25 protein-coding genes are annotated in these 26353 nt (G+C 65.5%); 8 read left to right on the plus strand and 17 right to left on the minus strand.

The window, feature by feature from the left end; genetic code table 11:
* The first annotated feature begins 121 nt into the window (after positions 1–121).
* A complete protein-coding gene (locus tag QOU61_RS16490) occupies positions 122–250 on the plus strand; it encodes a hypothetical protein (protein ID WP_289660397.1) in 129 nt (42 codons plus the stop codon).
* A 79-nt stretch (positions 251–329) separates the two neighbouring features.
* Here QOU61_RS16490 and QOU61_RS16495 read toward each other — a convergent pair whose 3' ends face one another.
* The 6 genes from QOU61_RS16495 to QOU61_RS16520 all read right to left on the minus strand — a co-directional run bounded on the left by QOU61_RS16495 (position 330) and on the right by QOU61_RS16520 (position 6907).
* Positions 330–872, minus strand: a complete 543-nt coding sequence (locus tag QOU61_RS16495; RefSeq protein WP_289660399.1) for a hypothetical protein — start codon at positions 870–872, stop codon at positions 330–332.
* Positions 873–1144: 272 nt separating this feature from the next.
* Complete coding sequence (gene rpmG, locus QOU61_RS16500; protein ID WP_007603295.1) at positions 1145–1312, minus strand: 50S ribosomal protein L33; 168 nt, start codon at positions 1310–1312, stop codon at positions 1145–1147.
* Between the two features lie 131 nt (positions 1313–1443).
* Positions 1444–2769 (minus strand): LLM class flavin-dependent oxidoreductase, encoded by a 1326-nt coding sequence (locus QOU61_RS16505; RefSeq protein ID WP_289660454.1) that lies wholly within the window; start codon positions 2767–2769, stop codon positions 1444–1446.
* Positions 2770–2985: 216 nt separating this feature from the next.
* Complete coding sequence (locus QOU61_RS16510; protein ID WP_502876932.1) at positions 2986–4149, minus strand: ABC transporter substrate-binding protein; 1164 nt, start codon at positions 4147–4149, stop codon at positions 2986–2988.
* Positions 4150–4218: 69 nt separating this feature from the next.
* Entirely contained in the window at positions 4219–5913 is a 1695-nt protein-coding gene (locus tag QOU61_RS16515) for a tetratricopeptide repeat protein (protein ID WP_289660456.1), read from the minus strand.
* A gap of 145 nt (positions 5914–6058) precedes the next feature.
* Complete coding sequence (locus QOU61_RS16520) at positions 6059–6907, minus strand: phosphate/phosphite/phosphonate ABC transporter substrate-binding protein (RefSeq protein ID WP_289660458.1); 849 nt, start codon at positions 6905–6907, stop codon at positions 6059–6061.
* 229 nt (positions 6908–7136) lie between these two features.
* Here QOU61_RS16520 and QOU61_RS16525 point away from each other — a divergent pair, with 229 nt between their 5' ends.
* Positions 7137–7610, plus strand: a complete 474-nt coding sequence (locus tag QOU61_RS16525; protein WP_289660461.1) for a MarR family winged helix-turn-helix transcriptional regulator — start codon at positions 7137–7139, stop codon at positions 7608–7610.
* A gap of 33 nt (positions 7611–7643) precedes the next feature.
* Here the strand turns inward: QOU61_RS16525 and QOU61_RS16530 are convergent, their stop codons facing one another.
* The 5 genes from QOU61_RS16530 to QOU61_RS16550 all read right to left on the minus strand — a co-directional run bounded on the left by QOU61_RS16530 (position 7644) and on the right by QOU61_RS16550 (position 14621).
* The gene (locus tag QOU61_RS16530; RefSeq protein ID WP_289660464.1) at positions 7644–8381 is read right to left on the minus strand and encodes an NUDIX hydrolase; all 738 of its coding nucleotides are present in this window, start codon (positions 8379–8381) and stop codon (positions 7644–7646) included.
* 22 nt (positions 8382–8403) lie between these two features.
* Positions 8404–8865: a DUF983 domain-containing protein gene (locus QOU61_RS16535; RefSeq protein WP_502876933.1), complete on the minus strand. Its 462-nt coding sequence runs from the start codon at positions 8863–8865 to the stop codon at positions 8404–8406.
* A complete protein-coding gene (rnr, locus tag QOU61_RS16540) occupies positions 8853–11285 on the minus strand; it encodes a ribonuclease R (RefSeq protein ID WP_502876934.1) in 2433 nt (810 codons plus the stop codon). Before rnr ends, QOU61_RS16535 begins: the two co-directional genes overlap by 13 nt.
* Positions 11209–13953: a type I DNA topoisomerase gene (topA, locus tag QOU61_RS16545; protein WP_289660468.1), complete on the minus strand. Its 2745-nt coding sequence runs from the start codon at positions 13951–13953 to the stop codon at positions 11209–11211. The genes rnr and topA overlap by 77 nt, the downstream gene beginning before the upstream one ends.
* A 197-nt stretch (positions 13954–14150) precedes the next feature.
* Positions 14151–14621: a winged helix-turn-helix transcriptional regulator gene (locus tag QOU61_RS16550; RefSeq protein WP_289660471.1), complete on the minus strand. Its 471-nt coding sequence runs from the start codon at positions 14619–14621 to the stop codon at positions 14151–14153.
* Between the two features lie 103 nt (positions 14622–14724).
* Between QOU61_RS16550 and QOU61_RS16555 the strand changes: the two genes are divergently transcribed.
* The 3 genes from QOU61_RS16555 (at position 14725) to QOU61_RS16565 (ending at position 16203) form a co-directional block, all read left to right on the plus strand.
* Positions 14725–15498, plus strand: a complete 774-nt coding sequence (locus tag QOU61_RS16555) for an SDR family oxidoreductase (protein ID WP_289660474.1) — start codon at positions 14725–14727, stop codon at positions 15496–15498.
* A 175-nt stretch (positions 15499–15673) separates the two neighbouring features.
* Positions 15674–15835 (plus strand): hypothetical protein, encoded by a 162-nt coding sequence (locus QOU61_RS16560; protein ID WP_289660476.1) that lies wholly within the window; start codon positions 15674–15676, stop codon positions 15833–15835.
* A gap of 212 nt (positions 15836–16047) precedes the next feature.
* A complete protein-coding gene (locus QOU61_RS16565) occupies positions 16048–16203 on the plus strand; it encodes a hypothetical protein (protein WP_289660478.1) in 156 nt (51 codons plus the stop codon).
* Positions 16204–16263: 60 nt separating this feature from the next.
* On the opposite strand, the gene QOU61_RS16570 is transcribed toward QOU61_RS16565, so the two are convergent.
* The gene (locus QOU61_RS16570; RefSeq protein WP_289660480.1) at positions 16264–16875 is read right to left on the minus strand and encodes an FMN-dependent NADH-azoreductase; all 612 of its coding nucleotides are present in this window, start codon (positions 16873–16875) and stop codon (positions 16264–16266) included.
* A 100-nt stretch (positions 16876–16975) separates the two neighbouring features.
* Here QOU61_RS16570 and QOU61_RS16575 point away from each other — a divergent pair, with 100 nt between their 5' ends.
* Positions 16976–17377, plus strand: coding sequence for a winged helix-turn-helix transcriptional regulator (locus tag QOU61_RS16575; protein WP_289660482.1), 402 nt, complete (start codon positions 16976–16978; stop codon positions 17375–17377).
* A 1-nt stretch (position 17378) separates the two neighbouring features.
* On the opposite strand, the gene dprA is transcribed toward QOU61_RS16575, so the two are convergent.
* A complete protein-coding gene (gene dprA / locus QOU61_RS16580) occupies positions 17379–18497 on the minus strand; it encodes a DNA-processing protein DprA (protein WP_289660483.1) in 1119 nt (372 codons plus the stop codon).
* 157 nt (positions 18498–18654) lie between these two features.
* Between dprA and QOU61_RS16585 the strand changes: the two genes are divergently transcribed.
* Complete coding sequence (locus tag QOU61_RS16585) at positions 18655–19890, plus strand: amidase (protein WP_289660485.1); 1236 nt, start codon at positions 18655–18657, stop codon at positions 19888–19890.
* A 44-nt stretch (positions 19891–19934) separates the two neighbouring features.
* On the opposite strand, the gene QOU61_RS16590 is transcribed toward QOU61_RS16585, so the two are convergent.
* The 4 genes from QOU61_RS16590 to QOU61_RS16605 form a co-directional block, all read right to left on the minus strand.
* Positions 19935–21185, minus strand: coding sequence for an alpha-hydroxy acid oxidase (locus QOU61_RS16590; RefSeq protein WP_289660487.1), 1251 nt, complete (start codon positions 21183–21185; stop codon positions 19935–19937).
* Positions 21186–21302: 117 nt separating this feature from the next.
* The gene (plsY, locus tag QOU61_RS16595) at positions 21303–21920 is read right to left on the minus strand and encodes a glycerol-3-phosphate 1-O-acyltransferase PlsY (RefSeq protein WP_289660490.1); all 618 of its coding nucleotides are present in this window, start codon (positions 21918–21920) and stop codon (positions 21303–21305) included.
* 95 nt (positions 21921–22015) lie between these two features.
* Positions 22016–23317, minus strand: a complete 1302-nt coding sequence (locus QOU61_RS16600) for a dihydroorotase (RefSeq protein ID WP_289661556.1) — start codon at positions 23315–23317, stop codon at positions 22016–22018.
* Between the two features lie 33 nt (positions 23318–23350).
* Entirely contained in the window at positions 23351–24304 is a 954-nt protein-coding gene (locus QOU61_RS16605; RefSeq protein ID WP_289660492.1) for an aspartate carbamoyltransferase catalytic subunit, read from the minus strand.
* 354 nt (positions 24305–24658) lie between these two features.
* Between QOU61_RS16605 and QOU61_RS16610 the strand changes: the two genes are divergently transcribed.
* Positions 24659–26317 carry an ankyrin repeat domain-containing protein gene (locus QOU61_RS16610; protein ID WP_289660494.1) on the plus strand — a complete coding sequence of 553 codons (1659 nt, stop codon included), beginning with the start codon at positions 24659–24661 and terminating at the stop codon, positions 26315–26317.
* Positions 26318–26353 lie beyond the last annotated feature (36 nt).

Consider the following 26353-nt stretch of genomic DNA (forward strand, 5'->3'; position numbering starts at 1 on the left):
ACCCGATGTCGCGCCGCCAGGGTCGATCGCGAAGAATGCGGCAGCGCCGGCGCTGCCGTCCATCCATTCCTGACCGACGGCCCGATTTGCTGCTCGCGCGATCTTTCGGCGAGGTAATCACATGAACTGGTTCTATTGGAACACGGCGTGGTCGCTGTTTTTCAGCCTCGTTTGGTTCATGACCATCACGCACAATCCTGATGCGCAGATCTCGGATGCGCATCTGCGCGATGAGGCGTTCGGCGGCTGAAGGAAGGGTTGGGTCAAGGAACGGATCGGGCCGATGCCTGGACGCCCGAGGGGTTCTGTCGCGCCCAGGGCCTCCCGCTTCAGCTTCGATAATAGCGCCACATCCTGAGGAACGTCCGATGGATTTCATCGGGCGGGCGGTCGAACGGCTCCAGGTTGACGCGCACCGCGCCGCGATGATCCATCCGCCACGGCAGGCGCATGAGCAGGCGATAGGCCGGCTGCTTGCGCCAGTCGGCGACCAGTGCGCTGCCCAGGGGAGCGTTGAGCGCGATTTGCAGCTCGTGGACCGTCATCGCACGCTCGGCGATCTCCACGAGATCGATGCGTTCGATGGCTCGCCAGCGGATCAGTCCAAAGGCCTGGATGAAGACGCCATACTGATTGGCGCCGATGGTCGGACGCCCGGTCTCCAACAGGGGAATGTTGTAGTAGGTGAAGCCGGCCGCCGTCATTGCGAGCGCCAGCCAGTAGAGGGCGCCCGTGATCCAGGTGGCCGTGAAAAAGACCGCGGCGAGCGCAGCCGTGATGTAGACGGGAAAGTAGCTGTCGTCGCGTCCGTAGGCGACCGAGTAGCCGCCGATGTTTTGTTCGTCCAAGGGTGCGATCAAGGGTGCGATCATGCGAACCTTATGCCTGGACCTGCTAGTCGAGCGGATTTGACGTTCGCTACCCGTCTGCCGCGATTTTTATGCGAACGTCAAATGCTCCACTAGAACAAATAATTTGCTAGTGGTCCTTTTGATTCTAACATTCGCAAAAGTGCTTGCCGCGATGGGATGCGAATGTTGGAATCGGACCACTAGGCAAGCGTAAGGGATGACGACCGGCCGCAAAAGAAAACGGAGCCCGCAAGGCCCCGTTTTCTGCGTTCCGCCGATCCTAGCTGATTGGCTTACTTGATCTTGGCTTCACGAAATTCGACGTGCTTGCGCGCGACAGGGTCGTACTTCTTCTTGACCAGCTTGTCGGTCATGGTGCGCGAGTTCTTCTTGGCGACGTAATAGAAGCCGGTATCCGCCGAGGAAACCAGCTTGACCTTGATGGTGACCGCCTTGGCCATATCCTGAAAACCCTTGATGTCGAGAATGCGAGGGCGCTGCCCCTGAGAGGCGCGCGCAGTTGCAGCGCAAACTAGCCGCAAAAGCCCGGAAGTCAAGGTTTTACGGGCCGAAACCGGCCGAATTGTGCCTGTCAGGCCTCGAAAAACCGGTTTTTCGGCCTCGGAAGCCCGAGATTCTCCCGCAGGGTGCGGCCTTCATATTCCTTGCGGAAAATACCGCGCCGCTGCAGTTCCGGCACCACCTTGTCGACGAAATCGTCGAGTCCCCCGGGCAGATAGGGGAACATGATGTTGAAGCCGTCGCTGCCGCGGTCGGTGAGCCATTGCTCCATCTGGTCGGCGATGGTTTTGGGCGTGCCAACGAAGGCGAGCCCGCCATAGCCGCCGACGCGCTGGGCGAGCTGGCGCACGGTGAGCTTGTCGCGCGTGGCGACATCGACGATGCGCTGGCGGCCGCTCCTGCTGGCATTGGTTTCGGGGATCTCCGGCAGCGGCCCGTCGGGGTCGAAGCCCGAGGCGTCGGTGCCGAGGATCACCGACAGCGAGGCGATGGCGCTGTCGTAATGCACCTTGCTGTCGAGCAGCGCGCGCTTCTCCCTGGCCTCGTCGACGCTGTCGCCGACCACCACGAAGGCGCCGGGCAGGATCTTGATGTGCTCGGGATCGCGCCCCGCCTTTTCGGCGCGGCCCTTGATGTCGGCATAGAGCTTCTGGCTGTCGGCGAGGCTGCCGCCGCCGGTGAACACGGCCTCCGCCGTCTCGGCCGCGAGCTGCCTTCCGTCGTCGGAGGCGCCGGCCTGCACGATCACGGGCCAGCCCTGCACCGGGCGGGCGATATTGAGGGGACCGCGCACCTTCAGGTACGCGCCCTTGTGGTCAAGCACATGCATGCGCGCAGGATCGAAATAGAGCCCTTGCTCGACGTCGCGCACGAAGGCGTCATCGGCAAAGGAATCCCACAGGCCGGTGACCACGTCATAGAACTCGCGCGCCCGCCTGTAGCGCTCGGCGTGCTCCATGTGATCGTCGAGCCCGAAATTCAGCGCCGCATCGGGATTGGACGTCGTGACGATGTTCCACCCCGCCCGCCCGCCCGAGATGTGGTCGAGCGAGGCGAAGCGGCGGGCGATGTGGTAGGGCTCGTCGAAGGTGGTCGAGCCGGTCGCGATCAGGCCGATGCGCTCGGTGACGGCCGAGAGCGCCGACAGCAGCGTGAACGGCTCGAACGATGTCACGGTGTGGCTGCGCTTGAGCGCATTGACCGGCATGTTCAGCACCGCGAGGTGGTCGGCCATGAAGAAGGCGTCGAACTTGCCGGCCTCGAGTTTTCTGATCAGCGTCTTGATGTGTTCGAAGTTGAAATTGCCGTCGGGCCAGGCGCCGGGATACCGCCAGGCGCCGGTGTGGATGCTGATTGGGCGCATGAAGGCGCCGAGCTTGAGTTGACGTTGAGCCATCGCCCAATTCCGCGTGCTGGTTATGGTTGACAATCAGATATGGACGAGACCGCGCGGCGTCACCGTGGGGGCGGCAGAAAGTTATTCCGTTTTCCGGGGAATTTTCAAAACGGACATCTTCCGCGGCGCGGGCCATCGACATGCTGGCGGCCGAGCACAATTCCGCTCGCGTCGCCGTTTTCGGATGGGCCGCGCCGCTTGCGCCGTCGGCGCGGCTCAAAGCCTGGGAAGGACGACCTTGCCGTCCTCGATCTTGATCAGGAAGACGTTGGGCCGGCTCTGTCCGCTTTCCTTGCCGGCAGGGCCCTGCTTGTCGAACTTGATCCTGCCGTTCAAGCCGATGTAGTCGACTTTCCACATCGCCGCCTTGATCGCTTCCGGCTCGGCCTTTCCGGCTTTCTCGACGGCAGCCGCGATGGTGCGAATTCCCTCATAGCCTCTGAAGCTCTCGGTCACGCCGGCCGCATCGTAGCCGCGCCGCTTCCATTCGCCGAGGAAGTAGTCGGCGGCCTTCGGATCGGGCATCGTTTGGGGAAACCATGGCGCGAAGGTAGCGACATGCAGCGAGCCGTTGGCCGCGGCTCCGGCCTGGTCAATCAGCTGATCCGGGTTCTGCGACGATCCGGTGGTCAGGATCTGCTTCTTCAGGTCGAGCGCCGCAGCCTGTTTCAACATCAGCGTGAGCTGTTCGACGGCCGCCGTCACGATGATGGTGTCGGAATCGGTCGACTTGATCTTGGACAACTGCGCGCTCATGTCCTGCGCTGTCGGGTCCATCGTCTCGACGACGCCGGTCTTGACGCCGACCTCCTTGAGGACATTGCTGTAGTCGACGGCCGCGCCGCGTCCCCAGTCATTGTTGATGACGAGAAAATCCGCTTTCGCCATTTTCAGCTTCGGCAGCACGTCCTTGATGCCTTCGGCCTCGACCGAGGACGGCAGCGATATCCGGAACACGTAAGGGTTTCCCGACGTGGTGATCTTGTCGGAGGACGATACCTCGACGACCATGGGCACGCCGTATTCCTGCAGCTTCGGCATCACCGCGAGCGTGAGGGTGGAGCCCCAGGCGCCCATCATCACCGGCACCTTGTCCCTGGTGATGAGCTTCTCGGCGACAGCAGCGGCTTCGGTCGGATTGCTCTTGTTGTCCTCGATGACGAGCTCGATCTTCTTTCCAAGAACGCCGCCGTTCGCATTGATCTGGTCCGCGGCGATCTTTGCGCCGTTGACGATGTAGGTCCCGGAAGCCGCAAACGGACCGGTCAGAGGTTCATTGACGCCGATCTTGATGGTTTGCGCGAGACCATCGGCCGCGCAGGCGATCGAAAGCAGCATCGCTGCGGCGAACGTTCCCGATATTGCTGCAAATGACTTCATTTCCTTCACCCTCCACTGAACGACCCTGTCTTCAAATCGATCCTCGTTACATCGGGCGCGCCGCCGGAATCATCGTCGCGCGGAACAGCAGTGATCGGGCTTGTGGACCTCGGCGCGGCACATGCAGGAAGACGTTATCGGCACGTCCGCGAACGAGAGAGCGGCAGCGAGGCGCTCGCGCAATGCGGGCAGCTCGGTCGCCTCGTTGCGGCGCTCGAGGCATTCGACAAGGCCGTGCAGCGCCCACACATTGTCCGGATGTTGCGCGCATCGCTGGATCCGGCGGGTCAGGCCGAGATCGTCGCGATATATCGCCTCGGCCTCGGCGAGATGGCCTTGCTCCATCAACAGCGCCGCGAGCGCGTGCCGGGGCGGGTGCATCCAGGCCCAGGGTTCGATGTATTCCAGATTGTCGTCGCGCCGCACGCTTTCGCGCAGACACTCATACGCCGCTTTGTGATTTCCCCGGTGATATTCCAGCTCGCCCTCGAGCATCTTGGCGCCGACCGCGAGGATGTCGCGCGAGGGATTGTTGAAGAAGCGGTGCCCGGGCGGAAGGCGTTCCACGCTTTGATGGAAGCGGGCGCGCTGTTCGTCGGCCTCGCTGAACCGCTTCTGGTAGGCATATGCGACAGCCTTGGCGTAGTGCTGCATCGGCGTCGAAATGCGGTACAGCTCGGGATCATCGAGCTCGGGCTCGTCGATGATTTCCTGCCAGCGGCCGAACCTGACCATGACATGGCTTCTCATGGCGAAGTAGCCTTCCAGGCTCATCGTGAACTTCGGCCGGTCGGGCACGCTCAGAACTTCCCTGGTGAGGATGCTGCGTATCTTGTCGGCGGCGGCGAGCGCGCCCGCGTAGCGGCCGGCGAGCATGCAGGTGTGCATCATCAGGTGCAGGTCGTGGCAGCACGCTACGGTGTAGAAGGTGAGCGGGCCCGCATAGTCGAGAAACATGTTGTCGGCGCGGAGCGCCCGGGCGCTCGCCTCGATGGCCTTGTCATAGAGGCCGCACAGGACGTAGACGTGTCCGGGCATGTGGTTGAGGTGCCCGGCGTCGGGGCAGAGCGGCGCCAGCGCGTCGGCGGCGGCCATCGAGCGCTCCGGCTCATTCGACATTTCCGTGGCGTGGATGTGCAGGTGAACGATCGCCGGATGCTGCGGCGCCCCGGCCTTGAGCGCGCGGTCCATCGCGCGCTCGCAGGCCTCCAGTGCTTCCACGACGTCCGACCCGGCGGCGGGCATGCCGGTCTTCATGTTCCAGAGGCGCCGCGGCGTCCGCATCAGCAGGGCTTCGACATAGAGCGCGGTGACGTCGTCATCGTCCGGGAAGGCGTTGTGGACGTTGCGCATTTCTGCGGCGTATTCGTCGTCCCAGCGATCGAATTCGTGCGGCTCGACCGCGTGCGGCGACTGAAACCGCCTGGCCAAAGCCTCGACGAGGCGGTTCTCGACATCGCTTGCCGAGGCGGCGAGCGAGCGGGCCAGGCGGATATGTTCGTATGCGACTTTGGTGCAGGCATCGGCCTCGCTTGCGCCGTGCTCCCGCCAGGTCAGATTGTAGAAGGGCCCGGACCCGAAGGCGATGCCCCAATGCGCCATCACGCAGCCAGGGTCGAACTCCAGCGCCTTCCTGAAGCATCGCACGCCCTCTGCCTTGTTGAAGCCGTAACACCAGTTCAGACCGAGATCGAACCAGCGCTGTGCTTCGCGGGAGGTCGTGGAGACCGTCCGGCTGTGTGCTCCGAGATTAAAGCGATCCATATCGGCAAATTCCTCTACAGCGCCTGTCTCTGCTTCTTCCGCCGCCCATCGATCTGCGGCTACGGGTCTGCGACGACGGATGCCCGGCGTCGCCGTCACGTCATTGCGATACGTTTCCCTCCATTTCGACGATCGCCGCCCGGTCTTACGCCGGGATCGGATAGCCAGCCTTCTCGGCGAGCGAAGCCAGATGATCGGTGTAGCGGTAGCGCGCCGCGTCGGGCCGCTCGAAGCGCCTGATGCGCGCCGCATGCAATGCGCCGGCAATCCGTGCGTCGTTGTGGGCGTCGAGCAGCGCCGCGCTCACGGCCTCCGCGGTTGCGGCAGGAATGTCGGGCGAGGCGATCAGCGCCGGCATCGGTGAGGGGGCGGTCGTTTCGATCGTCCGGGCGAGCGCAGTATAGGGGTGGTTCGCGGCCTTGAGGAGGTCGTGGCAAAAACTGTCGACGGGCGCGACATCAACGGTGCCCTCCGCGACGGCGCGAAGCGCTCCCAGCGGATTGATCAGGTGGCCGACCGATCGGGAATACAATCGATGCTGTGACGACGAGCGGTAGCCCAGCAAATGATGTCGCAGCATGTTGAAGCCGGAATTGGAGTCTTCCAGCGTCCAGCCGATGGTGCCGCCGAAGGTGTCGTTCAGCGATTTGTAGTCGCGGTCGCGGCGCACCACGATATCGGTGTAGTAGATGGGCTGATCCCGATAGCGTTCGGGGCTCGGGACCGGCGTCGCCAGGAGATGCGGCTTGCGCGCCGCCTGCGCGATCGGCCAGCCGCACATCATGACGCAGCCGAGATGCGGTCGCTGCCAAAGGTCGGACAATTTCGCCGGCGGCGGATGGTCGACCAAACGCAGCGCGACCCCGGTCCTGTCGGAGAGCCATTCGAATATGTGCGCCCATGCATCGGCCGCCTCGTCGGTGACCGCATACATGCGGGCGTTGGCGAGCAGGTATTGCGTGTCGTCCGCCGATGGAGTCGCAATATCGCGCACGGGGCTCTGTCCAAAAAAATGATCAGTGGACTGATGAATTGATTATGACACAATGTGGGCCTGCCCACAAGCGGCAGGACGGGGAGGGGCGCGCGACGGGGACATCGGCCGGCCCGGCCGGCTGCATCCGATCTCCGGCTATCGTTCGGCCGCGGCGACGCTACAATCGTCGCTCCAGCCGGCACAATCGGGGGAAGTTCTTCTCCCCTTGCACGATGGATCAGGGGGTATGGCAAAGACGACGAAATCGAACACGGCTCTGGAGGAGAGGCCGGGCTTTCTGGTGCGCCGTTTGCACCAGATCTATGTCGCGATCTATCTGCAGGAATGCGAACGCTTCGGGACCACGCCTGTGCAGTCCAGCGTGCTGCAGGTTCTGCTCGCGAAGCCCGGCATGGATCAGGTTGCGCTCGCAGGAGAAGTCGGCGTCGACCGGACGACCACCTCGAGCGTGCTGTCCCGTCTCGAGAAGCGCGGGCTGGTCCGGCGCGAGGCCAGCCGGGAAGACCGTAGAACGCGGCTTGCCTTCCTCACTGACGAAGGCAAGGCGATGATCCGCGCCATGAAGGGATCGATCGCGGCGGCCCACCAGCGCTTGATCGAACCGCTGGAGAAGAACGAGCGCCGCCAATTCGTCCGCCAGCTCTTAACGCTCGTCGAGGCGAATAACGACAAGGGGCGCGCGGCGCTGCACAATCTCTAGCCGCATGGCGCGGCCGTTGAGCACGTGATCGGCCTACGCGCCCAGAATATCCCGATGCATCTTGCCGCCGTAGAAATGGAAGAACGGCACCGGCGCGTCGTGACGCAGCGGGCCCGTGGCAAGCCGCCGTTCGAGCTCGGCGAGCACGTTCTTGGTCATGGCGTGCGCATCCGCAAGCGGCTGCGAGCCGATCTCGACCCAGACCAGCTCGACCAGCTCGGCATCGGCATGGACCACGCCTTCGACACGATGGGCGATCGCCGAGGCGTCAGCCGTGAAGAAGCGGGTATCGAAGCGCCGCACGCGGCCGGGCGGGGTGATGGCGCGCGCGATCAGGAACAGGCCGGACGGATCGGGCAGGAGGTCCGCATCCGCAAACGGCTTCCACGGCCCGTCGAGCTTCGGCTTCGCGCCACTGACGTTGCGGCCGAGGCAAAGCCCGGTCTCCTCGCAGGCCTCGCGGATCGCGGCGATCGCGAGCGATTTGGCGCGCGAGGCCGTGATCTTGGGGCTGCCCTTGAGCAGGTTCTGCTCGAGCTCCGCCGGAATCGGGGCCGCGACCGCAACGCGGTTGTCGGACTTGTCGACCCGTCCGCCGGGGAAGACGAACTTGCCCGGCATGAACACGACCTTGTCGTGACGGCGGCCGACCAGCACTTTCGGCGTGGGGCCGCTGCGGTCGACCAGGATCAGCGTCGCCGCGTCCTTTGGCCGGTAGTAGGGATGGTGGTCGGCTTCCGTCCCGACCTGAACGCCCGCGGGCTCGCTCATGCCATCGCCGCTCTTGTCGTCGTTAGGGCCGCTCCAGCGGCGGCATGTCGTCCGGGGCGTTTTCGTCAAAGCCGTGCATGCGCAGCGCCCATTGCGCGGCGACGACAGCGCCCTTGACCGGCTGCAGCAGGAGGATCGAGGCGAGGAACGTCACCGGCAGGTAGATCGCAAGCTGCAGCCAGACCGCCGGCGAGTAATTGGTCTCGATCCACAGCGCAATCGGAACCACGATGTGGCCGACGATGACGATCACGAGATAAGCCGGCAGGTCGTCGGCACGGTGCGGGGTGAAGTCGAGCCCGCAGGAGGAGCAGTTGTTGGCGACCTTCAGGAATGCGCGGAACAGCTTGCCTTCGCCGCAGCGCGGGCAACGGCAGCGAAAGCCACGCTTGAACGCGCTCCACAGATCGCGCTTCTCCATGGCTCCCGTCTCCCGGGTCCAGGTCCGCACGCCCGTCTGCGTCACCGTGCTCATCGCTTCCATGATTTGCCTCTCTTCGACTTGCCGGGCTTTGCCTTGCCTGGCCGCTGCTTGTCCCGCTTGCCCTTGTCTCGCTTCGGCTTGGCGGCGTGCCGCTCGTGCTCCGCACCCGCCTTCCGCCGCCGTTCGCCGCGCAAGGTGTCCCGCTTCCTGCCATGTAAGGCCGGCTGGCCCTCCGACAATAGCTCGAAACGCAGGGCGCCTGCGATCGGTAAAGCTTCTACCAGACGAACATCGACCACGTCACCCAGCCGGTGCATGGCACCGCTGCGCGAGCCGATCAAGGCGTGGCGCGTCTCGTCATGGTTGAAATATTCCGATCCGATCGTGCGGATCGGGATGAGGCCGTCGGCGCCGGTATCGTCCAACCTCACGAACAGTCCGGCGCGGGTGACGCCGGAAATACGGGCCTGGAAGGTCGCGCCGACGCGATCGGCGAGGTAGTGCGCGATCAGCCGATCGGCCGTCTCGCGCTCGGCTTTCATGGCGCGCCGCTCGGTCACCGAGATCTGTGCGGCAATTTCACTCAGTTCTTCGGCCGTCGTGTCGTCCGGCAGCGCGCCGTCGCCAAGCCCGAGCGCGCGGACCAGCGCGCGGTGAACGATCAGATCGGCATATCGCCTGATAGGCGACGTGAAATGAGCATAGCGGCGCAGGTTGAGGCCGAAATGGCCGTAATTCTCCGCCGAATATTCCGCCTGCGCCTGCGAGCGCAACACCACCTCGTTGACCAGCGGCTGATAGTCCTCGCCCTCGACCTGCGCCAGCACGCGGTTGAAATGGGAGGGGCGCAGCGCGCCGCTCTTCGCAAAGGAGATGTCGAGCGTCTTCAGGAATTCCTGGAGGTCGTGGACCTTCTCGACCGTGGGCTCGTCGTGGACCCGGTAGATCAGCGGCAGGCCCTTCTTCTCCAGCATTTCGGCTGCGGCGACGTTGGCGAGGATCATGAACTCCTCGATCAGGCGGTGCGCGTCGAGCCGTTCCGGCACGATCACGCGGTTCACCGTGCCGTCCGCCTTCAGGAGGATCTTGCGCTCGGGGATGTCGAGGTCGAGCGGGTCGCGCTCGTCGCGCGCGCGCTTCACGGTCTCGTAAGCCGCATAGAGCGGTTTTAGGACCGAAGCGAGCAGGGGGCCGGTGGTGTCGTCGGGCCGGCCATCGATCGCTGCCTGCGCCTGCGCATAATTCAGCTTCGCCGCCGAGCGCATCAGGATGCGGTGGAAGCTGTGCGAGCGCTTGCGGCCGTCGGCGCCGATCACCATGCGCACCGCGAGCGCGCCGCGCGGCTCGCCGGGCACCAGCGAGCAGAGATCGTTGGAGATGCGCTCCGGCAGCATCGGCACGACGCGGTCGGGGAAATAGACCGAATTGCCGCGGGTCACCGCGTCGTGATCCAGCGCGGAAGCAGCGCGCACATAGAAGGCGACGTCGGCGATCGCGACATGGACGATGTGGCCGCCCTTGTTGCCGGGGTCGGGATCGGCCTCCGCATGCACGGCGTCGTCATGGTCCTTGGCATCGGGCGGATCGATGGTGACGAGCGGCAGCGCGCGCCAGTCCTCGCGTCCGCGCAATGTCGCGGGCTCGGCGGCTTCGGCCTCGCGCAGCGCGTCTTGCGAAAAGGCCTGCGGGATGTCGTGGGCGTGGATCGCGATCAGGCTGATCGCCTTCTCGCTCTTCACGGAACCGAGCCGTTCCTTGACCCGGCCGGAACCAAGCCCGAAGCCGCGGGTGCGGATCAGCTCGACGCTGACGAGGTCGCCGTCCTGTGCATCGAGACTGTCGGCCTTGCTGATGTTGAGCTCGCGTCCGGCCTGCTTCTTGTCGACGGGAACCAGCCGCCCGCCGCCCTCGGGAAGTGCGCGGAAGATGCCGAGCGCGCGCAGCTTGCCATGATCGACGACCTTGATGACGCGGCCGGAATAGATCGCGCCGTCGGCGTCTGTCGAATGCTCGACATGGAGCAGGGCGCGGTCGCCGACACCGACCGAGGTGCCCGGACGCGGCCGGCGCGGCAGATGGATGCGGATCTTCGGCGGGGCGCCGCTTGCCTCTTCGTCCCACTCGGTGGGGCTCGCGATCAACTCGCCGTCGGCGTCGCGGCCGGTGATGTCGGCCATCACGGTCGCCGGCAGCGCCGCGGTCTCGTGAATCCTCTTGCCGCGCTTGGACAGCGCGCCTTCGTCGACGAGCTCGCGCAGGATGCGCTTGAGCTCGGCGCGGTCGGCGTTCTTGAGCCCGAAAGCCCGCGCGATCTCTTTGGTGCCGACTTCACCGGGATGAGCGCGGATGAAGGCGACGATGGCGTTGCGGTCAGGAAATCCGGTGTCGCCCCGCTTCGCCACGTTACAGGCGGGCCTTGCCGGCGCTCTTCTTGGCCGGCGTCTTGGCGGCCGGCTTGGCCGCCGACGTCTTGGCCGCACGCGCGACCGGCGCCCGCGCCTTGCTGGTCGATTCCGACTTCGCCTTGGCGGGCGCCTTCTTCACCGCGGCCTTCTTGGCGGGTTTTGCCTCGGCGTCGGCCTCCGACGCTGCCGGCTTGGCCGCCTTCGCCTTCTTTGCCTTCGCGGACTTGCCCTTGCCGCCGCCCTTGGCGGCACGTTCGTCGATCAGCGCGATCGCCTCGGCAAGCGTGATCTGGTCCTTGTCCTTGTCGCTGGGGATCGTGGCGTTGACGCCGCCCGCGGCGACATAGGCGCCATAGCGGCCGTTCTTGACCGCGACCGCACCCAGTGTCGGATGGTCGCCGATCACCTTGCCGGGGTCGGCGCCGAAACGGCGGCTCGGGCCCTTGGCGGCCTTCTCGGCGATCAGCGTCACGGCGCGGTTCAGCCCGATATCGAACACCTCGTCGCCGGCTTCCAGGCTCGCATAGGTCTTGTCGTGGCGCACGAACGGCCCGAAGCGGCCGATGCCGGCCGTGATCGCCAGGCCAGTCTCGGGATGCCGGCCGATCTCGCGCGGCAGCGACAGCAGTTTCAGCGCAAGCTCAAGCTCGACATCGCCGGGCGAGGTGCCCTTGGGAATGCCGGCGCGTTTCGGCTTCTCGCCTTCGGCATAGTCCTTCTGCTCGCCGAGCTGGATATAGGGCCCGAAGCGGCCGGCCTTGACGGTCACGTCGAGCCCGGTTTCGGGATCCTTGCCCAGGACGCGGTCGGCGCTGGCTTCGCTGTCGGCGGCGAGCGGGCGGGTGTAGCGGCATTCCGGATAGTTCGAGCAGCCGACGAAGGCGCCGAACTTGCCGGCCTTGAGGTTGAGGCGGCCGGTGCCGCAGGTCGGGCACTGCTTGGGATCGCCGCCGTCGGCGCGGACGGGGTAGATGTGCGGGCCCAGCATCTCGTCGAGCACGTCGAGCACCTCGGCGACGCGCAAATCCTTGATGTCGTCGACCGCGCCGATGAAGTCGCGCCAGAAATCCTTCAGCACCTGCTGCCAGGAGATCTCATTGTTGGAGATGCGGTCGAGCTGCTCCTCGAGATCGGCGGTGAAGTCGTATTCGACATAGCGGCGGAAGAAGTTTTCCAGGAACGCGACCACGACGCGGCCCTTGTCCTCGCCGTGCAGGCGCTTCTTCTCGAGCTTGACGTAGCCGCGGTCCTTCAGCACCTGCAGGATCGAGGCATAGGTGGAGGGTCGGCCGATGCCGAGCTCTTCCATGCGCTTCACCAGGGAGGCTTCCGAGAAACGCGGCGGCGGTTCGGTGAAATGCTGGGTGACGGCGAGGTTCTGCCGCTTCAACGCTTCGCCCACGCTCATGGCGGGGAGGCGGCGCGAATCCTCGTCCTCCTCGTCGTCGCGGCCTTCCTGGTAGAGCGCGAGGAAGCCGTCGAACTTGATCACCTGACCGGTGGCGCGCAGCTCCAGCATGCGGGAACCGGCCTTCGCCGCGATGTCGACCGTGGTGCGCTCGAGCTCGGCCGATTCCATCTGGCTGGCGATGGTGCGGGTCCAGATCAGCTCGTAGAGTCTCGCCTGGTCGTTATCGAGCCGTCGGCGCATGTCGGCGGGCCGGCGCGACAGATCGGTTGGACGGATTGCCTCGTGCGCTTCCTGCGCGTTCTTGGCCTTGGCCTGGTACTGACGCGGCGCGTCCGGAACATAGGCGTTGCCATAGTCCTCGCCGATCACCTTGCGCGCCTGGGTGATCGCGGACGGATCAATCTGCACGCCGTCGGTCCGCATATAGGTGATGAGGCCGGTGGTCTCGCCGCCGATATCGATGCCCTCATAAAGCCGCTGCGCGATCCGCATCGTGTGCGCGGGCGCAAAGCCGAGCTTGCGGCTTGCTTCCTGCTGCAGCGTCGAGGTGGTGAAGGGGGCCTGCGGGTTGCGGCGCGCCGGTTTCGCATCGACGGTCGTGACCGTGAAGGTGGCGGCCTCGAGCGCCTTCTTGAAGTCTTCCGCTTCCGCGCCCGAGCCGATGTCGAGCCTTTGAATCTTCTTGCCGTCGGCGCCGACCAGGCGCGCCTCGAAGGCGTCGCCGCGCGGCGTCAGAAGCGTCGCGACCAGCGACCAGTATTCCCTCGGCACGAATTTCTCGATCTCGAGCTCGCGGTCGCAGACGAGCCGCAGCGCCACCGACTGCACCCGGCCCGCCGAGCGCGCGCCGGGCAATTTGCGCCAGAGCACGGGTGAGAGGGTGAAGCCCACGAGATAGTCCAGCGCGCGGCGCGCCATGTAGGCGTCGACCAGCGCACCGTCGATCTGGCGCGGGTTCTTCATCGCCTCCGAGATCGCCTGCTTGGTGATGGCGTTGAACACCACGCGCTCGATCTTGTGATCCTTCAGCGCGCGCTTCTCCTTCAACACCTCCAGCACATGCCAGGAGATCGCTTCGCCCTCGCGATCGGGGTCGGTCGCCAGAATCAGCCGATCGGCGCCCTTCAGGGATTTCGCGATGTCGTTCAGCCGGCCGTTCGCCTTCGGATCGACCTCCCAGATCATCTTGAAATTCTGGTCGGGATCGACAGATCCGTTCTTGGCGGGGAGGTCGCGGACATGGCCGAACGAGGCCAGGACTTCGTAAGACGAGCCTAGATATTTGTTGATCGTCTTGGCTTTCGCCGGCGACTCCACAATGACGATATTCATGTCATTCCAAGGGTTTACGGAAAAAATAAAGGCCGGTTCCGCGAGACTCGCGCCAGCCGTTTCGATCCGAACATGGGTGCGCGGCACGCCCCTGTCAAATCGACAGATATTGAAAGCGCCTCGGGCGACCCGGAATCAATGTCCTATAAGTTGTAAAATATGCATCAAAAGTTGTATTTTCCGGCATGACCGGCAGCTTAGGCCGACAGCCGCCGCTTGCGCGTCGGGCGCGGCTTGAGGGCGGTATCGGAGGCCTCCAGCGCCCGCCCATCCTCTGACAGGACCTGGAGCCGGCCGACCGGCCGGCCCTTTTCGCGATCGACCAGGGTGGTGGCGATCTCCTCGGGCGCGTCGTCGAATTCCTCGCTCCATTGCCTGAGCGCGACCAGGACCGGAAACACGCCGCGACCCTTACGCGTCAGCAGATATTCCTGGTAGGCGCTGCCGTCGGAGGCGGGCGCCGTCTCCAGGAGGCCCTGGTCGACCAGCAGCCGCAGCCGATGGCTCAGGATGTTCTTGGCAAGCCCCAGGCTCTTCTGGAATTCGCCGAAGCGGCGCTTTCCCAATATCGCGTCGCGGATGATCAGAAGCGACCACCAGTCGCCGATGGCATCGAGCGACCGCGCGATCGGACATTGGTCGTGCTCAAAGCTTGTTCGTTTCACCATGGCGATCTTCCGGGCCCGGCATCACGGGCTTGTGTGGTTGCATTATAAAACCACATGCTCTATCTCGCAACTAAGTTTAATAATGCAACCACCGGAGAGGACCATGAGACTCGCAGGAAAGACGGCACTGGTTACAGGCGGCAACAGCGGCATCGGGCTCGCCACCGCAAAACTGTTCGTGGCCGAAGGGGCGAAGGTCGCGATCACCGGGCGCAACGCCGAGACGCTCGCGGCGGCCCAGAAGGAACTCGGCCCGCAGGCGATCGCGCTCGCGGCCGATGCCACCGACGTCGCGGCGACGGAAGCCGCGATCAAGAAGGCGGTCGAAAAATTCGGCAAGCTCGACATCGTGTTCGCCAATGCCGGCATTCCCGGCTCGACGCCACTCGGGTCCACCACGCTCGCCGCCTTCGAGCAGGTGATCCGCACCAACATCACCGGCGTGTTCTTCACCGTGCAGGCGGCGCTGCCGCATCTCAACGACGGCGCCTCGATCATCCTCAATGGCTCGGTGATCTCCGTGCTCGGCAATCCCGGCTACGCGGCCTATGCCGCGAGCAAGGCCGGCGTGCGCGGCATGGCGCGCGTGATGGCATCAGAGCTTTCGCCGCGCGGCATCCGGGTCAACGTGGTCTCGCCGGGCGCCGCGCGGACGCCGATCTGGAAGGGAGCAGCGCCCACAGCGGACGCATTTTCCGCGCTCGAAAAGCGCATCGCGCTTTCCACGCCGCTCGGACGCATGGGTGAGGCTGATCACATTGCCAAGACCGTGCTGTTCCTGGCGTCCGATGATGCGGCCCACATCCAGGGCGCGGAAATCTTCGTCGATGGCGGCGCCACCGGCTCGCCCGCGGGCGCGCCGGTCTATCGCGGCTGAATGCGGGCTCGCGGGAGCTTCGCCCGGAGCTCCCGTGACCGCGCAGGATAGTTGCGGCCACGCGCGGGCTCGACCGTACGCAAGACGTATTTGACGGAGGCGTTGAACCTCCGCCCACCATACGCAGACACCTTAGCGGGGTGGGGTTTTCGACTCTTATTTATTGGAGCCTGTTATGCCGAAGGCTGCCCCCATTTCCGCTTCGTTTATTGCGTCTTCCATTTCGTCCCGGAAATCCGAAACCACACCGCTTCATCCGGCGATCCTGTTTTCCGCTATTTGCCTGTTGGTATTGGTCGTCGCGTTCGTGTTCGGTGAGCCCGGCGTCTGGCTGTGATGGCCCTCACTCCGAGATCGGAAAATCGCGGACGTATTTGACATCGGCCACGACGCCGCAATTGCGGCGGCTCGCACGGTTGCGATGGAGGGTTTCCTCGTCCGTGGGACGTATTTCGGCAAGCCGTTGAACCTTAAGCGACGCTGCCAAGACTGCTTAGGCAGGCTGGGGGTTTCGATCTTTATTTATTCGGAATTTATTTGGAGTGTGACATGCCGAAGGCCGCTCGTATTTCCGTTTCGCTTCCCGTTTCTTCTCAAAAAAAATCCGAAGGCCATCAGCTTGTTTCGATAGCCCTGTTTTCCGGAATAGGTTTACTGGTTTCCCTCATTGCGATCCTTTGCGGCGTGCCCGGCGTCTGGTTCTGAGCCTGCGACATCGCGAAACCGGACCGCCGTCGAACGACGGTCCGGACACCGATGCCGTGATCACGCCGCCTGCAATGCGGTGGCCGCCTGCAGGGCCTTGGCCAGCGCCTTCTCGCGGTGTTCGGGGCCGACCCGAACGCCATCGGTCGAAATGAATTCGAGCCGCGTCACGCCGATGAAGGCGAACACACCGCGCAAATAGCTTTCGAGGTGTTCGAACGCTGCGGCCGGCGTGCCCGGACCGTAAACCCCGCCCCGCGAGATCGCCACGATCACCCGCTTGTCGCCGGCGAGCCCGATAGGGCCTTCGGCGCCGTACTTGAAGGTCTTGCCGGCGACGAGGATACGGTCGATCCAGGCCTTGAGCTGGCTCGGAAGCGTGAAGTTGTACATCGGCGCGCCGATCACGACGATGTCGGCGGCGAGGAATTCGTCGAGCACCGCCTGGCCCACGGCGAGATCCTGCGCGACCGACGCATCGGGTGCATCAGCGCCTTGCGCGGCGGCGAGATGCGAGCCCGAGAGATGCGCAAGCGGCGCCGTCGTCAGGTCGCGATAGGTGATGTCGAGGCGAGGATTGGTTTGTCGCAGCCGGTCGACAATGGCGGCCGATACTTTGCGGCTGATGGAGTGCAGGCCGAGCACGCTGGAGTCGATGTGAAGGAGTTTCATGGCTGTCAGTCACCTTTGGTATAAGTTTGTAACTGGCGCTATATGAGTGACTGTCCTAAACCGCCGCAAGAACGCACATTTTTGAAACCCGGTCACACCGATGAAACCTGAGCACAGCCGTGTGCCTGTCCTGCCGCCCCAGCCGCATCTCGACAGCGACTGTCGCGGCGTCGCGTCGATCCTCGCGCGGGTCGGCGACAAATGGAGCGTGTTCGTGATCATGATGCTGGGCGACGGTCCGCGCCGCTTCAACGAGATCAAGCGCATGATCAACGGCATCTCGCAGCGCATGCTGACATTGACGCTGCGCGGGCTCGAGCGCGATGGCCTCGTCACGCGCACCGTGTATCCGACCATTCCGCCGCGGGTCGACTACGAGCTGACGGAATTGGGACGCGGCCTGTGGCAGCCGGTGCAGGCGCTCGGCCAATGGGCGATGGCGCACCAGGCCGAGATCGAAAAGTCGCGGACGCATTTCGACGGCCGCAACGACACGCATTGAATCAAGTCAGCGACACCAGGCCGCCGCCGTGGCGTTCGAGGCGGCCTGCGAGCTCCAGCTCCAACAGCACGGTGCGCACCACCGCCGGCGAGGTGCCGGCGAGCCGGATCACGTCATCGATCGACACCGGGGTGGGTCCGAGCAGGCCAACGATGCGCTCGCGCTCGTCGGCCTCGGGATCGGGCAATAGCGGCCTGCCGTCGGGTTCGCGCACGGGGAGGCGAAGCGGCCGTTCCATGATCGGCTGCACCGCCTGGATGATGTCGCTCGCTTCCGTGACCAGCATCGCGCCCTGCTTGATCAGGTCATTGGTGCCGGCTGCGCGCGGATCGAGCGGCGAGCCGGGGACAGCAAAGACCTCGCGGCCCTGCTCGGCCGCCATGCGCGCGGTGATCAGCGAGCCGGAGCGATGCGCCGCTTCCACCACGACGACGGCGAGGGCCGCACCCGAGATCAGCCGGTTGCGGCGGGGAAAGTCGCGCGCGCGAGGGACGTGACCAAGCGGCATTTCGGAAATGGCGCCGCCGCCGGCGGCGATGAGCTCGGCGAGCAGCTCGTCATGCTCCGGCGGATAGATGCGGTCATGGCCGCCGGCCAGCACCGCGACCGTGCCGCTTGCGATGCTCGCGCGATGCGCCGCCTGGTCGATGCCGCGCGCCAGCCCCGAAATGACGACGAAGCCGGCTTCGCCAAGATCGTGCGCGATCGCGCTCGCGAATTTCAGCCCGGCGGCGGAGGCGTTGCGCGAGCCGACAATGGCAATCATCGGCCGCATCATGGTTTCAACCTCGCCGCGCACGCCGAGCAAGGGCGGCGCATCGTCGAGCGTCGCAAGCCGCGGCGGATAGCCAGGTTCTTCGGGCGCAAGCAGGGCGACGCCAAGATCGCGGCTGGCGTCAAGCTCGGCCTGGGCTTCGTCCTCGCTGCAGATCCGCCCCGCCCGCGTTGCCCCGCCGCGCCGCGCGAGATCGGGCAACCCTTCCAGCGCTTTCCGCGCGCTGCCGAAATGGCGCAGCAGCGAGCGGAAGGTCCGCGGGCCGACATTCTCCGAGCGGATCAGCCGCAAGCGGGCGATGCGGTCGGCGTCAGTCAGGCTTTTCGTGTTGTTGATGGCATCCACGCCAATATCATGAAGCAACCTTGGCGCGCGGGGAAGGGGGCGGCCCGCCATCGTCATGGCTGGGTTGGCCCGGCGTGAATGTCGGCGCGCCCCGAAAGGGGTAAGATAGCGGCAAGCGGCCCGCGGACGCCGGGCTCGTGAAGGAGGAAACGATCCCATGATTTCGCTGGCCGACCTTCAGCGCCGCATCGATGCCAATGAGCTGTCGCCGGAGAAAGCCCTGGCGCAATCCGTTGCCGCCATCGACGCACAGGAAACGGCGCTTCGCGCCTTCGTCTGCCGCGACGACGCCCCGCGCGCGCAAACATCCGGCCCGCTGCGCGGCATTGCAGTCGGGATCAAGGACATCATCGACACCGCGGATTTCCCGACCGAGATGGGATCGCGGATCTACCGCGGCAACCGGCCGCGCGTCGACGCCCCGATCGTGATGCTCCTCAAGCGCGCCGGCGCCACCATCATCGGCAAGACCGAGACGACGGCCTTTGCCGCCAACGATCCGACGCCGACGCTCAACCCGCATAACCATGGCCATACGCCGGGCGGCTCGTCGTCGGGCTCGGCGGCAGCCGTCGGCGCCGGCATGATTCCGCTGGCGCTCGGCACGCAGACCGCGGGCTCGGTGATCCGTCCGGCCTCCTATTGCGGCGCCGCGGCGATCAAGCCGTCGTTTCATCTTTTGCCGAAGGTCGGCGTGAAATGTTTTTCCTGGACGCTCGACACCGTCGGCCTGTTCGCCGCCGGCGTCGAGGACCTCGCGCGCGCCCTTGCGGCGATCACCGGCCGCACCGAATTGCTGCCCGGCGCGATCGCCGCGCCCAAGATCGGCGTGGTGACGCAGGATTTTGCCGGCGCGCCGGACGCGGCGGGTGCGGAAGCCTTGCGTATCGCCGGGCGTGCGGCGGAACGGGCCGGCGCTTCGCTGAGCGAATTGAAGATGCCCGACGTCATCGCGGAAGCCTGGCGCATCCACTATGTCGTGCAGGAATTCGAGGCGCATCAGGCCTTCGCCTGGGAATATCTGGAGAATTACGAGGCGATGCCGCCGCTGTTGCGCGGCCGGCTTGACGCGAGCAAGGGCATCACGGCGGCCGAATACGACGCGGCGCGCGCGGTCATGGTGCAGGCCCGCGCCGCGCTTGCGGAGGCGTTCAGGGAGGTCGACGTCTTGCTCACGCTATCGGCGCCGGGCGCGGCGCCGAAGGGGCTCACCTCGACCGGCGATCCCCGCTACAACCGGCTGTGGACGCTGACGGGCAATCCTTGCGTCAACGTGCCCGCCTTCACCGCGGAAGGCGGGCTGCCGGTCGGCGTGCAGGTCATCGGCGCTTATGGCGACGACGCCAGAGCGCTCGCGGCGGCGCGCTTCCTCGAAGCCGCGCTGGCACGCTAGTGGAGCGGATTTGACGTTCGCTGCCTATCTTTGGAATCGGACCACTAGGTAACCCGGCGCACGAAGCTCGCGTTGAGCTCCTTGACGCTGCGCGCGCCACATTGCTGCATCGCCGCGCGGGTTTCGGTGCGCATCAGCTCGAGCACCCGTTCGACGCCTTCCTGGCCGAATGCGCCGAGCCCCCACAGATAGGGCCGGCCGACGCCGACCGCCTGCGCGCCCATCGCCAGCGCCTTGACCACGTCGGTGCCGCGGCGAAAGCCGCTGTCGACCAGCACGGGGATGCGGCCATTCACGGCTGCGACGATCTCCGGCAGCGCATCGATGGTGGAGCGGCCATTGTCCTCGCCGCGGCCGCCATGGTTGGAGACTAGGATGCCGTCGAGGCCGTTCTGCGCGGCGCGGTCGGCATCGTCGGCCGTGATGATGCCCTTGAGCATGACCTTCATGCGCGTGACGTCGCGCATCCGCTTGATCGTGTCCCAGCTCAGGTTGGAGGATTCGCCGCCGCCGGTGATGCTGGAGAGATCGATGCCGTCGTAATTGTGCCGGCGCGCCGCCCGCGCCGCGAAGCTGGAGCGGTCATGGCAGGCGGAGCAGTCGCGACTGTCGGCGCGCATCAGGCGGAACAGGGTTTCCTGGTTGCGGCCGGCGAGGCGGTCGACCGTCACCATCACGACGGGGCATCCGGCATTTTCCGCGCGCTTGATCAGGGCTTGGGCCACCTCCCATTTCGGCGAGGCGTAGAGCTGGAACCAGATCGGCGCCCCGCGCGCCTTGGTGACGTCGTCGACCGAGAAGTTCGAGGATGTCGACAGGATTTGCAGATGGTTGCCTGATCGCGCTGCCTTCGCGACGGCGACCTCGCCGTCGGGGTGGAAGAACTGGTTGCCGCCGGTGGGGCAGATGAAGATCGGCGAGTCGTATCTGCCGCCGAAGATCTCGATGCCGGCGTCGACCTTCGACACGTCGTTGAGGCGGTGCGGCATGAGCTGGAATTTCAGGAAACCTTCGCGGTTGGCGCGCAGCGTCACTTCGTCGTCAAGGCCCGAGGCCATGTAGCCGAAATGCGCGGGCGGCACGTTGCGGTAGGCCACCGGCTCGAAGTCGAACACGTTGATCGCATCCTTCGGGCTCTTGATCGGCTCGGCGGGCGGCGCGGTCCAGATCATGGGATCGGGCCATTTCGAGGGTGTTTCGGCCGCGAGCGCGGGCGTGGCTGCGTATAACGGGCTTGCGGCAAGGTATTGCAGAAAACGCCGCCGGCTGGCGGCGCGAATATCGGGCGATGCCATCGCATTCCTCCCCTGTCCGTCTTGTTTGTTTTGGGGAGAAGGAGGCTAGCATGCCTGCGCGAGGCTGAGCCATGGCTCGCGCGAATGTGCCCGATCAGGGCAGGTGTGCGAAAAGGCCTATCGCTTTTCGCCGATCCGCCCTTCGGTGCCCGCCTGCAGCCGCTTGATGTTCTCGCGGTGCTTGTAGAACAAGAGCAGCGTCAGCACCGAGAACAGCGAGGCGAGCGCGAGGTGGCCGAACCACCACAGGAAAATCGGCGTGACGACGCTTGCGACCAGCGCCGCGAGCGAGGAGTAGCGCGAGGTGAAGGCGGTGGCGAGCCACACCACGCAGAACACCAGCGCCGCCGGCCAGAACAGGCCGAGCAGCACGCCGATATAGGTCGCCACCCCCTTGCCGCCCTTAAATTTCAGCCAGACCGGAAAGAGATGGCCGAGGAAGGCGCCGAGTGCGGCGATCATCGCCGCGTTCGGCACGCTGTTATAGCCCGAGGCCTGCGCGAGGCTGCCCGCGAGGACGACCGCGGCGGTGCCCTTGAGCATGTCGAGCAGCAGCGTTGCCGCAGCCAGCCCCTTGCGTCCGGTGCGCAGCACATTGGTCGCCCCGATATTGCCGGAGCCGATCGCGCGCAAATCCTCGGTGCCGGCCAGTTTGGTCAGCACGAGCCCGAACGGGATCGAGCCGAGGAGATAGCCGACCAGGAAAGCCACGATCAGGAAGCCGTCACCCGACATGGCCGCTGCTCCCGTGCTCACGAACTTGCCGCGCATCTTGCTCTTTTGACGCGTTTTCTTGCCGCGAACCGGTGCCCACTTCGCTTGAAAACGCTTTAGACATGCTCATACACCGTCCGTCCGCCGACGATAGTACGGACGACGCGGCCGGAGAAGCGGGCCTCGTCGAACGGGGTGTTTTTACATTGCGATTTCAGGTCGGCGGGATCGAGCACCCAGGGGACGTCGGGATCGATCACGATCAGGTCGGCAGGCGAGCCGGCGCGCAGGCTTCCGCCGGGAAGTCCGAGCAGTTCGGCCGGGCGGGTCGACATCGCCCGGATCAGGGTCTTGAAGTCGATCTCGCCATTGTGGACCAGCCGAAGGCCCGCGGGCAGCATGGTCTCGAGTCCGACCGCGCCGAACGCGGCTTCGGCAAATGGCAGCCGCTTCACCTCGACGTCCTGCGGGTTGTGGTCGGACATGACGACGTCGATGAGGCCCGAAGCCAGCGCCTCGACCAGCGCCTTGCGGTCTTCCTCGGTGCGCAGCGGCGGCGACAGCTTGAGGAAGGTGCGGTAGGGGCCGATGTCGTTCTCGTTCAGCGAAACGTGATTGATCGAGACCGACGCGGAGACGTGCAGGCCCTGGTCACGCGCGCGCCTGAGGATCTCGAGCGAGGCGATGCAGGAGAGCGAGGCCGCGTGATAACGCCCGCCGGAGAGGGCCACGAGGCGCATGTCGCGCTCCAGCATCACGGCCTCGGCCGCGTCGGGAATGCCGGCAAGGCCCAGCCGCGCGGCGAACTCGCCCTCGTTCATCACGCCTTCGCCGACCAGATGCGGGTCCTCGGTGTGATGCACGATCAGCGCATCGAAGTCGCGGGCATAGGTGAGCGCGCGCCGCATCACCAGCGCATTGGTGATGCTCCTGTCGCCATCGGTGAAGGCCAGTGCGCCGGCCGCCTTCAAGAGGCCGATCTCGGTCATTTCCTCGCCGCGCAGGCCCTTGGTCAGCGCCGCCATCGGATGGATGTTGACGATCGCGGTGTCGCGCGCCCGCCGCAGCACGAAATCGACGGTGGCTGAATTGTCGATCGCGGGCGAGGTGTCCGGCTGGCAGATGATGGTGGTGATGCCGCCGGCGGCCGCCGCCTGGCTCGCGGAGGCAAAGGTCTCGCGATGGCTCGCACCGGGCTCGCCGACGAAGGCGCGCATGTCGACCAACCCGGGCGCCACGACCTTGCCGGCGCAGTTGATGATGTCGGTGCCTTCGGGGACGCCGGCGACGCCGATGCCGCGCCGGGCGTCGCGGATCAGACCATCGGCGATCAGGACGTCGCCGGGGCCGTCGAAATCGCGCGAGGGATCGACCACGCGGGCATTCGCAAGCAGGATCGGGCGGCGATCTGTCAGCATGATCGGCATCTATTGTTCCGGTCTTCGGAGCACTTACGCATTGGGCAGGTTGCGGGCGAGCGCTTCCAGCACGGCCATCCGCACCGCCACTCCCATCTCGACCTGTTCGCGGATCAAGGACTGTGCGCCGTCGGCGACGAAGGAGTCGATCTCGACGCCGCGGTTCATCGGACCCGGATGCATCACCAGCGCATCGGGCTTGGCGTAGGCGAGCTTTTTCTGGTCCAGTCCGAAATAGTGGAAATATTCGCCGGAGGAGGGCACGAACGAGCCGTTCATGCGCTCGCGCTGCAGCCGCAGCATCATGACGATGTCGGCGCCGTTCAAACCCTCGCGCATGTCGCGCGTGACCTCGACCCCCATGCGCTCGATGCCGGGCGGCAGCAGCGTCGAGGGCGCAACCACCCGCACCCGCGCCCCCATCAGGTTGAGCAGCAGGATGTTGGAGCGCGCCACGCGCGAATGCAGCACATCGCCGCAGATCGCGATCACGAGCCCGTCGATGCGGCCCTTGTTGCGGCGAATGGTCAGCGCATCGAGCAGCGCCTGGGTCGGGTGCTCATGCGCGCCGTCGCCGGCATTGATCACGGAACCGTCGACCTTGCGGGCCAGCAGTTCCGTCGCGCCGGAGGCATGATGCCGCACCACCAGGATATCGGGATGCATGGCGTTCAACGTCACCGCGGTATCCAGCAGCGTCTCGCCCTTGCGGGTCGACATCGAGGACACCGACATGTTCATGACGTCGGCACCCAGCCGCTTGCCGGCGATCTCGAACGAGGACTGGGTGCGGGTCGAGGCCTCGAAGAACAGGTTGATCTGGGTGCGGCCGCGCAAGGAGGCGCGCTTCTTGTCGACCTGGCGGTTGAGCTCGACATATTCCTCGCCGAGGTCGAGCAGGCCCGTGATGTCGGCAGCGGAAAGTCCCTCGATACCCAGCAGGTGCCGGTGACCAAGGACGAAACTCGATTTTAATGCGGGGGTCATTAAAGCGAGAGCTATAGGCGCGGATGCAGGGCGGGGCAAGGCCCAATGGGGGGCTTAATAGTTATCCCCCGGTCACTCGCCACCGCAGGGTAAACCGACCAGGGACCGTTCCCGCCGCGTGCGGCGGATCTGGTTGGTCGCCGGGCCGTTTTCGGCCCGCGGTGCGTTCCAGAACAGGGCTGCGCGGCTCGGTGAATTGACCTCCGTTGGGCGCTATCTTATCCTCAAAAGCGCGGTGCAAGCCGCACCCGGGCCCGCGGGAAGGGTTGAACCCACTTGCAGTCTTGAGCTCCCAGCGCAGACCTTTGTGCAGCCGAATTTGCGGGTCATCGGCGTTTCATGCACGGAGGTTCTATGAAGCGGCTCCCGGACCGGCCCAATCTCGACAATTTGAAGAAGCAGGCAAAGGACCTGCTCGCCCTCTACAGGCGCGGCGAACCAGCCGCGCTGTCCCGTTTTCGCGCAGGCTTGCCGGCGGCGGCAGGCAAGGGCGACCAGGAAATCGCCGCGCTCGATCTGCGCCTGCATGACGCGCAGTCGTGCCTGGCGCGCGAATATGGCTTCCCGTCATGGACCGATCTGAGGAGCTTCGTCATCGCCCGAAGCGCATATTCCACCGACCGCGCGCGATCGATCCTCGACTGGCTGCGCCTTGTCTATCCCGGCGACACCAGCGGCACCACGAACCGCGCCAGTCCCGCTGCGGCGGCCCGGATGCTGGCGGACGGTCCGGACCTCGATGACGGCGATCCCTATCTCGCCTGCGCTGTTGGCGACGAGGCTGCGCTGCGCAGGATGACCGAACAGGATGCCGCGTGGCTGAACCGGCCCGGTGGCCCGCTCAACCTGCCGCCGCTGGTTGCGGTGACGCATTCGAGCATGGTCCGGATACCCGTCTTTCGCGACCGCCTGCGCACTTGCGCGAAATTCCTGCTGGAAGCCGGGGCCAGCCCCAACCAGTCCATCGGCAGCCGCTGGGAGCCGGCGTCCTTGAGCGAGCCGGCGGATACGGTCCCGTTGTCGGCGCTCTATGGCGCGGCCGGGCAAAATCACGATCCTGAGATGACGAAGCTGCTGCTCGATGCCGGCGCCGATCCGAACGACGGGGAATCCCTCTATCATTCACTCGACATGCCGGCCTGCACGCGCTTGCTGCTCGATGCCGGCGCGCGGGTCACGGGCTCGAACGCGCTCTACCGCGTGCTCGACCTCGACAGCCTCGAGGCGCTGCAGCTCCTGCTCGCGTCAGGCGCGGACCCGAACGAGCCGGCCACCAGCCGGCCGACGGCCGATTGGGGCACGCCACTGCTGTGGGCCATCAGAAGGCGGCGCTCGCCCGCGCACATCGCGGCGTTGCTCGCCGCGGGCGCTGATCCTGCGGCGCGCACCCCGGAGGGGACGGGCGCCTATGCGCTTGCGCTGCAGTTCGGGCTGGGCGAGGTCGCCGATCTCCTCAGCCGGACCGGCAACGACGGCTCGCTTTCGGAGAGCGAGCGTTTCATCGCGGCCTGTGCCATGGGCGACGAGGCGGCCGCGCGACAGATGCAGTCCGCGCGACCGGACCTGCTCCGGACATTGTCGGATGTTCAGTTGCGATTGCTGCCGGAATTGGCCGCTCAGGGCCGCGATGAGGCCGTGAAGCTGATGGTCAGGCTCGGCTGGCCGATCGAGACCCGCGGTGGCGACTGGGAGGCGTCGGCGCTCAACCATGCGGTCTTCCGCGGCGACGCCGCGCTCGCCCGCTTCCTGCTCGAACATGGCGCGAGCTGGCAGGAAGCGCACGCCTTCGGCGACAATGCTTGCGGCACGCTGTCATGGGCGTCGTTGAACGAGCCGGCCGACGGCGGCGATTGGCTCGGCTGCGCCAGGACGCTGGTCGATCACGGGATGCCGGCGGGATCGCGAGACCCGGTGCACCCGGACGCCGTGATCGTCAACGGCCACGTCAAATGGTTTTCCGACGAGGTGACGGATTTCCTGCTTGATCCGTCGACCGCGCGGCTTGAGCATTAGTGCGGAGACAGCAATGGGAAGAACATCTGGGATCAC

The sequence above is a fragment of the Bradyrhizobium sp. NP1 genome, assembly GCF_030378205.1.
GTDB lineage: Bacteria > Pseudomonadota > Alphaproteobacteria > Rhizobiales > Xanthobacteraceae > Bradyrhizobium.